The following is a 14,057-nucleotide window of genomic DNA, read 5'->3' as shown; positions in this document are numbered from 1 at the left end:
CTCTAATAAATTATGCAATGGAGCCCACCATGCACCCGACCGTAGACAAGGTTACCCAGAGAATTATTGAGCGCAGTCGCTCAACGCGGCAGGATTACCTGAACCGCATGAACGCTCTCAAAGCCCAATCCCCGCACCGGAGTTCTCTGTCCTGCGGCAATCTGGCCCACGGTTTTGCGGCCTGTAGTCAGGGCGACAAAGACACCCTGAAGTTCATGAACAAGGCCAATGTGGCCATGGTAACGGCCTATAACGATATGCTTTCGGCCCACCAACCCTACGAAAAGTTCCCCGATGTTATTCGGGAGGCGGCCCGGGGGATGGGGTCCGTAGCCCAGGTGGCCGGAGGCACGCCTGCCATGTGTGATGGCGTAACCCAGGGCCAGCCGGGTATGGAGCTGAGCCTGTTTTCCCGGGACACCATCGCCATGAGTACGGCCGTGGCCCTGAGCCACAACATGTTTGATGCCACGATGCTATTGGGCATCTGCGACAAGATTGTTCCAGGCCTGCTGATCGGCTCGCTGAGCTTCGGCTATCTCCCTACCATTCTGGTTCCGGCAGGCCCGATGCCTTCAGGGCTGCCGAACAAGGAAAAACAGCGGATTCGACAGCTTTACGCCGAGGGTAAGGTTGGCAAGGAAGAATTGCTGGAGGCCGAGAGCAAGTCCTATCACAGCCCCGGCACCTGCACCTTTTACGGCACCGCCAACAGCAACCAGCTGTTGGTCGAAGTCATGGGGCTGCATTTGCCGGGATCGGCTTTTGTAAATCCCAATACCCCGCTGCGCGAAGAACTCACCCGTGCCGCAACCGAGCAGGTGATCAAATTGTCTAAGCCTCACGGAGGCGAGCTTGGTCTTGGCGATATGGTGGATGAGAAGAGCATCGTCAATGCGCTGGTAGCGCTGCTGGTTACCGGTGGCTCCACCAATCACACCATTCACTGGATCGCCATTGCCCGGGCTGCCGGTATCATCATCGACTGGAACGACTACGCCGAGCTTTCTTCCGTAGTCCCCTCCATGACCCGCATCTACCCCAATGGCCAGGAAGACGTGAACGCGTTTCACGAGGCGGGAGGTACCCCGTTCCTGATCCGGGAGCTGCTGAGCGGCGGGTACCTGAACAATGACGTGAACACGGTCGTGGGCTATGGCCTTGAGCGCTATACCGAGATGCCGGAGCTGGAGGATGAGAGGCTGGTGTGGAAGCCGGCGCCGGAAAAAAGCCTTCGCCCGGATGTGCTGAGCCCGGTTGCGGAGCCGTTTGCACCCGATGGTGGGCTACGGGTGCTTGATGGCAACCTGGGACGAGGCGTGATCAAGGTTTCTGCCGTTGCTCCGGAACACCGGATAGTTGAAGCGCCGGCCGTGGTGTTCAACGACCAGAACGAACTAAAGGCAGCTTTCGAGGCCGGCGACCTGGATCGGGATTGCATTGTGATCGTGCGGTTCCAGGGACCCAAGAGCAATGGCATGCCAGAGCTGCACAAGCTTACCCCTTACCTGGGCGTGTTGCAGGATCGAGGATTCAAGGTGGGCCTGGTGACCGATGGCCGTATGTCCGGTGCGTCCGGCAAGGTGCCCGCGGCGATCCATGTCTATCCGGAGGCGCTGGACGGTGGGCCGCTGGCCAAGGTCAAGAATGGCGATACGGTCTGCCTTGATGCCGAAAGCGGTGTGCTTGCCATCCGCGTGGATGAGCAGGAGTTCGCCGGCCGGGACTCTGAAAAGGCGGACCTGACCGGGTATCATCACGGCTATGGTCGGGAGTTGTTTGGCTGGATGCGACGTGCGGCCAGCAATCCCGAGGAAGGCGCCAGCTTTTTCTGGAATCATGAGGCATGACAGCAACACATTACTCACTGGTCGGTGACATCGGCGGCACCAATGCGCGTTTCGCACTGGTAGAGAAGGGCAGTGTGCAGCCCGGGGCTATCGAGATTCTGCCCTGCGGGGAATACACCAATCTCGATGACGCCGTGCGGGATTACCTGGCCCGGGTCGGAGTTTCAGAGGTGGATGGAGCCTGTCTGGCCGTTGCCTCACCGGTTCGGGGCACCCAGGTTCGCATGACCAACAATCACTGGCGCTTTGATATCGAAGAGGTCCGGGCGCAGTTCGGCTGGTCCAGGTTCAAGGTGATCAATGACTTTACCGCCATGGCGCTCGGCGTTCCCCATGTTCCGGACGAACACCTTGTGCCTGTGTGTGGTGGGCCGGGTGACAGCCGTCGCCCCCGACTGGTTATGGGGCCTGGAACCGGGCTCGGTGTTTCGGGCCTGGTGCCCATTGAGCATGGCTGGGTACCGTTGATGACAGAAGGCGGCCACGTGGATTTCGCCCCCACCGATGATACCGAAATGGCGGTGCTGCGGATTCTCAAGGCCCGATTTGGGCGGGTGTCGGTAGAGCGTATTCTTTGTGGTCAGGGCCTGCTGAATCTGTATCAGGCCCATGCCGAGATCCAGGGCGTGGCCGCCCCACTGGATGCGCCGGAAAAAATCACCGCGGCTGCGGTGGAAAACACCGACAGCCTGGCGCGACACACGCTCCGCCACTTCTGTGAAATCCTCGGTCGGGTAGCCGGCAATGGGGTTCTGACCCTGGGTAGCATCGGTGGTGTTTATCTCTGCGGTGGAATCCTGCCCCGTTTCCTCGATTTCTTTCTGGAAAGTCCCTTCCGGAACGGCTTTGAGGATAAAGGCAGAATGCGCCCGTTGCTGGAGTTCACGCCGGTCTATGTGGTCACAGAGCCCTACACCGGGCTGTTGGGAGCGGCCGAGGCACTGGGCAATCCGGAGGTGTGATGCCCGAGTGCCTTTGCTGGGTCAGAGGTAGTGGACCAGCTGGCTCTGATCGAAACGGTACTGGCGGTTATACACACCGTTTTCCGCCCGGCGGCCGGCGGCCAGTACCATGGTCACCAGTCCTTTTCCGGGCAGGTTGAGCAACTTCTTCACCCTATGCTCGTCGAAACCCTCCATGGGGCAGGAATCATAGCCATGGGCCCGGAGCGCGAGCATCAGGTTCTGGGCCGCCAGGGCGGTGGATTTGGTGGCCCAGATTTTCATCTCGCAGCTTGAGTAGGGGCCCCGGGGCACGGGCCGGGTGATTCCCACGGCAAGTCCTGCCGCTTTCTTCGCTAATCCCAGAATCCCGAAGGGGCCCTGGTTGTAGTGGATGGGGGCGATTTTTCGGTAGTACTTTTCAACGATCGGCGGCAGCGTTTCTTCCGGCCAGTCTGTGAGGGCTTGTTGTGCATGAGCCCGCCAGCTATCCGGTCGGGCCACCACCACGACCAGCGCGGCGGCGGTTTTCGCGGCATTCTGGCCAAGACAGGCGTGGGCAAGTTTTGCCTTCAGCTCCGGAGTACGAACCACGAAAAATTCCCAGGGCTGAAGGTTGCTGGAGTTTGGGGCAAGTGTTGCCAGCTCGAGGCAATCCTCAAGCACCTTCTCCGGAATAGGCTCATCGGTGAAGCGCCTGATGGAGCGGCGGGTGCGAACGACTTTTCGGAACTCCTCGACATCAATTTCCGGCAGAGGAAGAGGGCCTGCTTTGGCATTCATGGTGTGTCCTTCGAGACTTGTTGTGTCGTGATTGTGCCTCTATCGTTACGGGAAATGCCCGTATATGCAATCGCCCTTATGACGGAACACTCATGACTGAAGATCTTTCCCGGCTTCCCTTCGACGAACTGGTTCGGCGCGTGCGGGCGTGTACGATTTGTGCGGACGTTCTTCCACGGGGACCAAGGCCGGTCATCCAGATATCGGAAAGTGCCCGCATTCTGGTGGTCGGGCAGGCGCCGGGCAGGCGGGTGCATGAAACCGGGTTGCCCTTCAACGATCCCAGCGGCGATCGGCTTCGACAGTGGATGGGGATAACCCGGGATACCTTTTACGACGAGCAAAAGCTCGCCATCCTGCCCATGGGATTTTGCTATCCGGGAACCGGGAAATCCGGGGATCTTCCGCCGCGGCCGGAGTGCGCACCGGCCTGGCGCAACCTGTTGCTGGATCGTCTGCCTCACATCGGGCTGACTCTGGTTATTGGTCAGTACGCCCATGCATGGCATCTGGACAACAGCCGCAAATCCGTCACGGCCAATGTGGAGCATTGGCAGGAGTATTGGCCAGAGATTCTGCCCATGCCTCATCCCAGCCCAAGAAATAACCTTTGGTTGCGCAGAAATCCCTGGTTCGAAAGCGAAGTGGTGCCAGAACTGCAGAAGCGCGTCGCACAGCTGCTTGAGCCCGAGCCCCGATGAGCCTGCTCAGCTGCCCGCGATGTTCCACTGCCTGAGCAGGTCCTCGTAACGGATGGTTTTGCCCTGGGGTTTCTCATTGTTCAGGCGAGGCTTGGGCGCACCAGGTTGGGCGAGCCACCATTCTTCGCCCTTCAGCTTTTCTTCATCCGCCATTTTAGGACCACAATCACCGGCCAGGAAGTTACGTTCGATAATAGACAAGGTTCTGTCCTGTGCTGCCGCCAGGTTATCGAGCGCCTGCTGCGGGGTCATTTTCCCCGTTACCGCATCGGCGATGTTTGGCCACCAGAGCTTGGCCAGCCGGGGGTAGTCTGGCACGTTCACTCCGGTGGGCGACCAGGCGGTTCTCGCTGGGCTCCGGTAGAACTCGACAAGGCCTCCCAGTGTTGGCGCTTTTGCCTGCATCTGTGACGATTCCAGGTCTGAAAGCCGGATGGGTGTCAGGCCGTAAAGGGTCTTCTGGAGTGACACGGTGCGCGAGACGGTGAATTGGGCATAAAGCCACGCTGCTTTCTGCTGGTCCGCCCCCATCGCTCGCGGGATGGTCCAGGCGCCCACGCCCTGATATCCGAGCTTCATACCCGCCTGCCAGTAGGCGCCGCGAGGGGAGGGCGCCATTCGCCATTTCGGGGTGCCGTCATCGTTAACTACGGGTAAACCCTCTTTTGTCATATCGGACGTGAAGGCCGTGTACCAGAAGATCTGCTGGGCAACCCGTCCTCTGGCCGGCACGGGTCCGGCTTCAGAGAACGTCATGTCTTCAGCTTCGGGAGGAGCGAACCGCTGCAACCAGTCGATGTATTTTTCCAGTGCGTAGACCGCTGCCGGGCTGTTAGTGGCACCGCCACGACTGACGGACGAGCCAACAGGATGGCAGCCCTCCATACGAATGCCCCATTCATCGACCGGTAATCCGTTGGGAATGCCCTGGTCGCCTGCACCCGCCATGGAGAACCAGGCATCGGTGAAGCGCCATCCCAGAGATGGGTCCCGCTTGCCGTAGTCCATGTGCCCGTAGACGCGTTCGCCATCAATCTCCTGCACGTGAACCGTGAAAAATTCTGCGATGTCTTCATATGCGGACCAGTTGACGGGCACGCCAAGCTCATAGCCGTAGCGCTCCCTGAATTGGGCCCTCAGTTCCGGGCGCTGGAACCAGTCGTGACGGAACCAGTACAGGTTGGCGAACTGCTGATCGGGTAGCTGGTAGATCTTGCCGTCGGGGCCAGTGACGAACTCCAGGCCAATGAAATCCTCCAATGCCAGGGTCGGCAGTGTAAATGCCTTCCCTACACCTTCCATATAATCGCTCAGCGCCAGAGCCCAGCCGCTGCGGGAATGGGTGCCAATCATGTCGGAGTCATTTACAAATGCGTCGTACCGCCCCTTGGCCGCCATGATGCGCTGAAGGTTGATCTGGCGAATCACCTCGCCTTCGGGCTTCCTGTCTTGGACTACCGGAATCCCTGTCAGCATTGAAAACGCCGGTGCCAGTACCTCTGCCTCGTAGTCATGGGTCGGCAATTGTTCGGAGAGAACCGATATCGATGTTCCCTGGAGTTCCGCGGCGGCGTGGGTAAACCAGGCGAGTTCTTCAGCCTGTTCGTCTTCCGGCAGGGTCGAATCCGGGAAGTGGTCCTGGATCAATGTGCGGATAAGCGATCGCTTCTCATTGGGAAGTGAGTCGAAGAGGGGGCCCGCGATTACCTGCTGGCTCACCAGTAGTATCAGGCCGACTAGTAACGGGTATTTGTTCATGATCGCCTCTTGTTTTTGTTGCTTTTCGTACAATTTACGATCATATGGTTCGCTTGAAAGTTCGTCAACGAAAAATTTTATTTTGGGAGAATTGTGGTTTAAAAACAATAAAAACATGAAGTTAAACGTTTTAACTTCTTTCGTAACCCTTCTTAAGGCGTTCTAAACGAAAATTTTTTCGATCATAAACTTTTCATTTGCAATTTTCAGCGCTAAATTTGTTCTGTTTCGAACCGGTATGGCGCAATGCGAAAGCCAGGCGGTTCGTTAACGAAGTCAGTCGCCAGGCGTTTCGCCGCGGCTATGTCCATGGGCAAAGCGTTTCAGGTGGCTTCGACAGTTCAGCGCTAACAAAAACAGGAAGCTAACATGATCGAAAATAACAATGTCTCTGTGTCGTCCAACAACCGTTCTTTCCGGAAGGCCCCATTGGCAGCCTCCCTGCTGCTGGCGGCAGGGGTCTGCTCGCCAGCTCTGGCGGAGGTGTCCTTTGAATCTGATAACGGTTGGAAGGCGGGCTTTAATGGTCACATTCCGATCTTTGCGGTGTTCGGCAATTATGACCAACCAACGGATGAAGATTCGTTTACCATCACGACCGGTTTCAACCCGGCAACACTGCAAACCAACATTTATGCACCGACCCAAAATGGTCTGGAAGTGTCCGGCCATTTCCAGATGAACGCCAATATTGCGCCGGGTGATGCCAACGCCGATTTTCGCAGCCGGGTCTCCGAGATTGCCGTGGCCGGCGATTTCGGCAAGGTGAACATTGGTAAGGGCTTTGGTATTTATGGGGTTCCTGCCATTGGCGATAACGGCAGCGCTTTGGGCGTCGGCCTGATCGGTGGCCCGGACCAGGTAGCAGCAACGGCCGGGCGTATCGGAAACGGCTACTTCTACGCCAACTTCACCCCCCGTGTGATGTATACCTCCAACAGCCTGGGCGGCCTGCAGTTCAAGGTCGGTTTGTTCAGCCCCTCAAAGGTGGATGGCATTGCCGATGCCGAGTACACCATGCCGCGCATCGAAGCGAACGTGGTCTATTCGGGCAACAATTTCTCCATCTGGTCCAGTGGTTTCACGCAGGACGTGGACTCCAAGACCGGTACCTTTGATGACTACACCATGTCTGGTATCGACTTCGGCGGTTCCGTGTCTTTTGGTGGCCTGTCTGTTCGCGGCAACTACGGCATGACCCAGGGTACAGGCAACGGGGTGTTTGCCGCCCGTCTGGATCCGAACGAAGAAGATGCCAGTCAGTGGTATGTTGAAACTACTTACCAGATCAACAGAACCACGCTGGGGGTCAGTTATGGCGAAGGTGAGGACGACTTCATCGCCGGCGATGGTGATGATACCGACCTGACCATGCTCTTCGCTCGCTATGCGGCGACAGACCACCTGACCCTGATGGCGGAATACACAACACTGGGCACTGGCAATGGTCAGGGCGAATACGATGCGATCATCTTTGGTTCGCAGCTGACGTTCTGATTGTTATAGGCAGTGAAACGTACCCTCGAAAGAGGGGTGCAAAAGGTTGAGGTTGGTTCCTCAACCTTTTTTGTTGTAGGAGATTCCGGAAATGTAAGGGACGCAACAAAAAAGCTCCGGGCGGAGCTTATCCGGCCGGAGCAAAGATGCCTGAGAGAGCTTCAGGCGCTGTGGTGGAGAGCAGTCTTGCGATTATCAGTAGGGACAGCTTTCATCAGAAAACGTTCCAGGCCTTCAACATCCGAGTCGCTGGCGTAAAGTCCCTGTTTGGTCCGGCGCCAGAGAATGTCCTCCGACGTCATGGCCCATTCGTTCTTGATCAGGTGCTCGACTTCCCGCTCGTAGAGAGTTCCGGCGAAATGAATGCCGAGGTCGTCCATCGAATGGCAGTCCCGGAGAATGTCATAGCTGGTGGTGCCATAGGTACGCACGTAGCGGCTGATCACCTTCTCGGAGAGCCAGGGAAAGTCCCGCCTGAGTTTTTCTTCAAGAGCCTCGTGGTTGGCAAAGTCACCGCCAGGGAGAATTCCGGTTTTGGTCCAGCGCCCGCCGGCCTCAGGGAAGAACTGGCACAGTTTGTCAGTGGCGGCTTCGGCCAGCTTTCGGTAGGTGGTGATCTTGCCACCGAATACCGAAATCAGTGGCGCCTTGCCTTTCTCACTATTGACCTCGAAGGAGTAATCCCGAGATGCCTTCTGGGCATTTTCCTGCTCGTCGTCCATAAGAGGGCGCACACCGGAGTAAGACCAGATCACATCCGAGGGGTCAAGCTGTCGCTTGAAATGTGAGTTCACGATGTTCAGCAGATAGTCGGTTTCTTCTGGCGAAATTTTCGCTTTCTTGGGGTCACCCTCGTAATCTACATCCGTGGTGCCCACCAGCGAGAATTCATCCTCGTAGGGAATAACAAACACGATCCGCTCGTCTTCGTTCTGAAGGATGTAGGCCTCGGTACCCTTGTTAAGTCTGGGAACCACAATATGGCTACCTTTGACCATGCGAATCATTTTCGGCGCTGGCATTGACAGGGTTTCACCGAATAACTTGCTTACCCAGGGGCCAGAAGCATTCACAATGGCCTTGGCTGATACCATCCTTTCAGTTTCATCGGTCATGTCACGCAGGGTGACTTTCCACTCATGGGTGCCCTGTTCGGCCTTGACACATTTGGTGCGGGTGCAAATCTTCGCGCCAAACTGCTGTGCTTTTTTCGCAGTCAGAACCACCAGGCGAGCATCGTCGACCCAGCCGTCCGAGTACTCGAATCCCTTGGTGATATCCGGTTTCAGCGGATCGTTCTCACCGAACTTGATGGAGCGTGAGCCCGGAAGGATTTCCCGTTTCGCCAGGTGATCGTAAAGAAACAGACCAGTGCGAATCATCCAGGCTGGGCGCAGGTGCGGTCGGTGCGGTAACCGAAAACGCATTGGCCACATGATGTGTGGCGAATTGCGAAGTAGCGATTCGCGCTCCGCCAATGCCTCCCGGACCAGTCGGAATTCATAGTGTTCCAGGTAGCGCAGACCGCCGTGTATAAGCTTGCTGCTGCTGGATGACGTCGCTGACGCCAGGTCATTCATTTCGCATAGGAGGACTTTCAGGCCTCTCCCGGCTGCGTCCATGGCAATGCCGGTGCCGTTGACTCCGCCGCCAACGACAATAACGTCAAACTGTTCGTGCTCCAAAGTCATTGTTGGTCATCTCCTGACGCCAATGGAAAAGACGCTTTGTTGTCATGCGCACTTTTCAATGTTCAACATGCGATATGACACTATTATGCGAAAGGCTTTTATATTCGTAAAGGAAAAAATAGAAAAAAAACGAAAAGGAGGAGACGATCACGTTTTCGGATAGGGAGGGAAGCGAAAAACAATCAGACGATATGAAGCTGTACGTTGTGTTCGGTCAGCAGCTGGCGGATTTCCACGGGGGGTTGCTGGTCGGTGAAGACGTGATCAGCCTGGGAAATGCTTCCCAGACGGACCATGGCATTGCGTCCGAACTTGGAATGGTCGGCTGCCAGAAGAACCTGGTTGGAGTTGGCAATAATTGCCTGGGCCACTCGGACTTCGCGGTAATCAAAATCCAGGAGAGAGCCGTCGTTATGAATGCCGCTTATGCCGATGATGCCGAAGTCCATCTTGAACTGGTTGATGAAATCCCGGGTGGCTTCGCCGACAATCCCGCCATCCCGGTTGCGGACCTCGCCGCCCGCAATGATTACGTGGAAATCTTCCTTGGCCGAGAGAATGGACGCGACATGGAGGTTGTTGGTAACGATCTGCAGGTTGTTTTTTTCCAGCAGGGCCTTGGCGATGGTCTCGGTGGTGGTGCCGATATTGATGAACATGGAGGAATTGTCCGGAATCAACTCTACCAGCGCCTCGGCGATTCTTTCCTTGGCTTCCAGATCCATGATCTTGCGGGCCTGATAAGCGGTATTAACCGTGCTCGAATCAATCCCTGCTCCGCCGTGGTGCCTGCGGAGCTTTTTCTGTTTGGCGAGTTCGTTCAGATCGCGGCGGATGGTCTGGGGCGTTACCTTGAACTGGTCTACCAGCTGTTCTGTGGTGACGAATCCGTTCTGCTGGATCAGCTCCATAATCAGATCCTGTCGGCGACGCTGTGCCATTAAAATCTCCTCCGCTTTGTCATTTTTCTCATGCGAAATGCTGTGCGTCCGAAAACAGTCTCAAAGTTTAGTAGTTTTCAGCGGGTTATGCAGCTTTTTTCAAAGGTTTGGCTAGTGATATGCGCGCTTGAGGTGAAAATTGCTTGGCATTTATGTTCAAAAAAGTAAAAATGCGAAAAAATAAGAAACCGAGGTCGAACATTATGAGCCAATACATACTTTCCATCGATCAGGGGACTACCAGTTCCCGCGCCATACTCTTTGACCTGCAGGGCAACATACACGCCACCCGCCAGCAAGAGTTTCCGCAACATTTCCCCGCCAGTGGCTGGGTTGAGCACAATCCGGAAGACCTGTGGTCATCGGTTCAGCAAACTTGCAACGCCGTCATGGCCGAAGAGTGTGGTGATCGTGGTGAAGTGGTTGCTGTAGGCATCACCAACCAACGCGAGACCACAGTGGTCTGGGATCGCAAAACCGGAGAGCCCGTCTACAACGCCATTGTCTGGCAGGATCGGCGAACGGCCTCCTATTGCGAGTCCCTGAAAAGCGAGGGCCTCGAACCCTGGGTCAACAGCAAGACCGGTTTGCTGATTGATCCCTATTTTTCGGCCACCAAGATTCGCTGGATTCTGGAAAATGTCTCCGGAGTAAGGGAGCGGGCGGAACGCGGGGAGCTCGCATTCGGTACCGTCGACAGCTTTTTGTTGTGGCAGTTGACTGGTGGTCGCGAGCATAGAACGGACGCCACCAATGCCAGCCGTACGATGCTGTTCAACATCCACAACCAGAAATGGGATCCTGAGCTTCTGGAACTCTTTGATATTCCCGAATCGCTGCTTCCTGAGGTAATGGACTCCGCCGATCAGTTCGGGCAGATCACCGAGGGTGGGGCTCTCAACGGTGCCTCTGTGCTGGGTGTGGCCGGCGATCAGCAAGCGGCCTTGTTTGGCCAGACCTGCTTTGGAATTGGCATGGCCAAGAGCACCTATGGCACTGGTTGTTTCCTGATGCTCAATACCGGTGACAAGGCTCTGCAATCTGAGCACCGCTTGCTTACCACGGTGGCATACAGAGTGAATGGCAAGCCTACCTACGCCCTCGAAGGCAGTATTTTTATCGCCGGGGCCACCATTCAATGGCTGCGGGACGGCCTTCAGCTTATTCGTGACGCCTGTGAAACAGAACCGCTGGCGGAGGGGACGCCCGTCGACCACGGTGTTTATCTGGTGCCGGCTTTTACCGGGTTGGGTGCGCCGTACTGGGACCCCAATGCACGGGGCGCCATCTTCGGTCTTACCCGCGATACCGGGATCAAGGAGATTGTCACGGCAGGCCTGCAATCTGTTTGCTATCAAACCAAGGACCTGCAAAAGGCTATGGAAAAAGACGGGATTCGGCCGGTCAACCTGAGGGTTGATGGTGGCATGGTGGCCAATAACTGGGTACTTCAGTTTCTGGCCGACATTCTCGGTGCCCGCGTGGATCGTCCGTCGCTGGTTGAAACCACGGCATTGGGCGCTGCCTATCTGGCTGGCCTGAAGGCCGGTGTCTATGGCTCTCTCGAGGAGCTTTCCGAACTATGGCGATGTGACCGGAGTTTTGAACCCGTCATGACGAAAGAGAAGCGGGACGCGCTGTATGATGGCTGGTTCCAAGCGGTTCAAAAGCTATGACACCAGGCTTCTGCGGGTATGGGTTTCATCGAACCCCAAGTTCCCGCAGACGCTTATATAGCGTGTTACGGCTTATTGCCAGTTCTCTGGCGGCCTGAGATACATTGCCTGTGCACTTTTGATAGACCCTGAGAGTTCTGGCGAGTGTATCTTCAGGTTCCGCTTCAATGCCCGGAACAGATGGCTGCGGGATATTCTGATCGGATTCCCCGCCCGAGCTGGTCTCGAATTCAGCAAGGAAGTCTTCCGGCAAATGCCACACCTGCACGTCCTCCCCGTCGGCAATGGCGATAGCCACCCGCAGCACGTTCACCAGTTGGCGGATGTTACCCGGCCACGGGTGGTTTTCCAGGGCCGAGAGTACCTTGGGCGACAGCTGTTCTGATTGCCCCGGATCACGGTAACGGGAATAGAGTGTCTGTATCAGCAGCAATCTGTCGGCGCGGTCCCGAAGCGCAGGGAGTTCCACGCATAGCCCGTTGATCCGGTAATAGAGGTCTGCCCTGAAATGACCGCTTTCGATCCGTGAGCCCAGTGGTCGGTTGGTCGCCGTGACCAGCAGAATATCAACAGGGACGCTGTCGGTAGAGCCGACCGGAGTAACCAACCGTTCCTGGAGTACCCGTAGCAGCCTTGATTGGGCAGAAAGGGGCATTTCGCCGATTTCGTCCAGAAACAGAATGCCTTTGTGGGCCTTTCGGATAAAACCCAGTGAGCCTTGCGCCCGCGCGCCTGTGAAGGCGCCTGCTTCGTAACCGAACAGTTCAGATTCGACCAGTTCCGGGGGAATGGCCGCGCAGTTAACCGCCACCAGCGGTTGATCCTTGCGCGGCGATGCCCGATGAAGCGCCTTGACCAGAACTTCCTTGCCGACCCCGGTCTCACCCGTGATCAGAACCGGTAGCCCCCGCTGCAGCACCTTGAGACTCTGTGCCGCACATCGCTTCACGGCTGAATCCCCGTACTCGAGTTTGTCGATACCCAGAAATTCATCGGAATGCCTGCCCTCGTCCGAGAGTGGTAATGGACCATTTTCGGCGTTGTTGTCGACAACCCGGGTAGGGCGCTTGATCCGGGCGCTCAGTCGCACCTTGCTACGGGTGGTCAGTTGCAGGTTTTCGGTTTCCGGATGGCCAAGAATGTGATTCCGACGGCCGGTGAAAAGTTCCTCCAGACGGGCCCCCACGGTATTGATCCCCAGCAACTGGTCCGCCCGCTGGTTACTGGCGATGACCCGTCCGGAATCATCGCACAATAGAATCCCGGACCAGGGGCTGTCGAAGTTATCCGCCGTGGTGTTCAGGGTGATCTGGAAATGATCGGGACCGAACTGGCGGTTGATGAGTCGGTTTTCCACGGATTGGGAAAGCAGGCGGACCATGCCCAGGGTGTGGGCCTGGGGCAGGTAGGCATCGCTGAACACGCTGAGAACACCGGCAATCTGCCTGTGGGCATCGAAAATTGGTGCCGCAGAACCAATGATGCTCCGGTTCGTTTTGAGGAAATGTTCGTTTCGCTGAATCTGAACGGGGGCACCGACAGCAATAGAGGTGCCGATGGCGTTGGTACCGCAGTTCTGCTCCTGCCAGTTTGCCCCAGTCTGGAACCAGGGTTTCAGTCGGGTCTCTGTAATGCGTTCATCGCCCCAGCTGTTCAATACCGTGGCGTGCTGATCGGCGAGCAGAATGAGGCAGCGGCTGTTGGAAAGTACGTTCCGGTAGTAGGGCAGAACCTCAGCCTCGGTTACCGAGAGCAATTCGCTGTATTTGCGGTTTATTTCTTCCAGCCTGGCAGACTCTGGAACCAGAGGCGTTGGCTCATGGTCGTGATCAAGGCCCCAGGCAATGCAGCGGTCCCAGGAATCGGCAATAACGCTCCGGTAATCCGAATATTCGTTTTTTCTCATCAGGCGTCACTCAGGTGTTCGTTTGTTGTTCTGGCAGACGACTTGAGCAGCTAACGTGGGCAACTTCGTCAAACGTGCTGCTCAATCATCTGTGCAAATCCTGTTCACGTCAATGTTCAATTTGAACAAAGTATTGCTAAACGAACATTTATATTTTCGTTTGAGAAATTTCACGCAAAATAAAAGGGTATATAAAACAATGGAGTAAGTAAGATTACCTACTCAGAAGTGCAAGCTGGTATAGCCTTTGCGTAAGGAGATTCGAAATCGAATTTCCGTGGCCGATGCAAACCGGTCAGGAGTGCGTTTCCAC

General features: G+C 56.3%; 10 protein-coding genes. 5 read left to right on the top strand and 5 right to left on the bottom strand.

Annotated elements, in window-relative coordinates:
- Positions 1-29 precede the first annotated feature (29 nt).
- Positions 30-1,850, top strand: coding sequence for a phosphogluconate dehydratase (gene edd, locus NUW46_RS12175; RefSeq protein WP_418140213.1), 1,821 nt, complete (start codon positions 30-32; stop codon positions 1,848-1,850).
- Entirely contained in the window at positions 1,847-2,812 is a 966-nt protein-coding gene (locus NUW46_RS12170) for a glucokinase (RefSeq protein ID WP_418140212.1), read from the top strand. Before edd ends, NUW46_RS12170 begins: the two co-directional genes overlap by 4 nt.
- Before the next feature lie 21 nt (positions 2,813-2,833).
- Here NUW46_RS12170 and NUW46_RS12165 read toward each other — a convergent pair whose 3' ends face one another.
- Entirely contained in the window at positions 2,834-3,574 is a 741-nt protein-coding gene (locus tag NUW46_RS12165; protein ID WP_418140211.1) for a nitroreductase family protein, read from the bottom strand.
- 92 nt (positions 3,575-3,666) lie between these two features.
- On the opposite strand from NUW46_RS12165, the gene NUW46_RS12160 reads away from it, so the two are divergent.
- A complete protein-coding gene (locus NUW46_RS12160; RefSeq protein ID WP_418140210.1) occupies positions 3,667-4,275 on the top strand; it encodes a uracil-DNA glycosylase family protein in 609 nt (202 codons plus the stop codon).
- Positions 4,276-4,281: 6 nt separating this feature from the next.
- Here NUW46_RS12160 and NUW46_RS12155 read toward each other — a convergent pair whose 3' ends face one another.
- Positions 4,282-6,033: an ABC transporter substrate-binding protein gene (locus NUW46_RS12155; RefSeq protein ID WP_418140209.1), complete on the bottom strand. Its 1,752-nt coding sequence runs from the start codon at positions 6,031-6,033 to the stop codon at positions 4,282-4,284.
- Positions 6,034-6,402: 369 nt separating this feature from the next.
- Between NUW46_RS12155 and NUW46_RS12150 the strand changes: the two genes are divergently transcribed.
- Positions 6,403-7,530, top strand: coding sequence for a porin (locus NUW46_RS12150; RefSeq protein ID WP_222464742.1), 1,128 nt, complete (start codon positions 6,403-6,405; stop codon positions 7,528-7,530).
- A gap of 161 nt (positions 7,531-7,691) precedes the next feature.
- Here NUW46_RS12150 and glpD read toward each other — a convergent pair whose 3' ends face one another.
- Both glpD and NUW46_RS12140 read right to left on the bottom strand, forming a co-directional pair.
- Positions 7,692-9,221, bottom strand: coding sequence for a glycerol-3-phosphate dehydrogenase (glpD, locus tag NUW46_RS12145; RefSeq protein WP_418140208.1), 1,530 nt, complete (start codon positions 9,219-9,221; stop codon positions 7,692-7,694).
- A 182-nt stretch (positions 9,222-9,403) separates the two neighbouring features.
- Positions 9,404-10,162 carry a DeoR/GlpR family transcriptional regulator gene (locus tag NUW46_RS12140; RefSeq protein WP_053112348.1) on the bottom strand — a complete coding sequence of 253 codons (759 nt, stop codon included), beginning with the start codon at positions 10,160-10,162 and terminating at the stop codon, positions 9,404-9,406.
- Between the two features lie 203 nt (positions 10,163-10,365).
- Here NUW46_RS12140 and glpK point away from each other — a divergent pair, with 203 nt between their 5' ends.
- Complete coding sequence (gene glpK, locus NUW46_RS12135) at positions 10,366-11,838, top strand: glycerol kinase GlpK (RefSeq protein ID WP_418140207.1); 1,473 nt, start codon at positions 10,366-10,368, stop codon at positions 11,836-11,838.
- 25 nt (positions 11,839-11,863) lie between these two features.
- On the opposite strand, the gene NUW46_RS12130 is transcribed toward glpK, so the two are convergent.
- Positions 11,864-13,744 (bottom strand): sigma-54-dependent Fis family transcriptional regulator, encoded by a 1,881-nt coding sequence (locus NUW46_RS12130; RefSeq protein WP_418140206.1) that lies wholly within the window; start codon positions 13,742-13,744, stop codon positions 11,864-11,866.
- Positions 13,745-14,057: the final 313 nt, after the last annotated feature.

Origin of the sequence: Marinobacter sp. MA, from assembly GCF_048298425.1 — a bacterium.
GTDB lineage: Bacteria > Pseudomonadota > Gammaproteobacteria > Pseudomonadales > Oleiphilaceae > Marinobacter > Marinobacter salsuginis.
The sequence above is the reverse complement of the archived record's forward strand: the minus strand, read 5'-3'. Positions and strand labels throughout refer to the sequence as shown.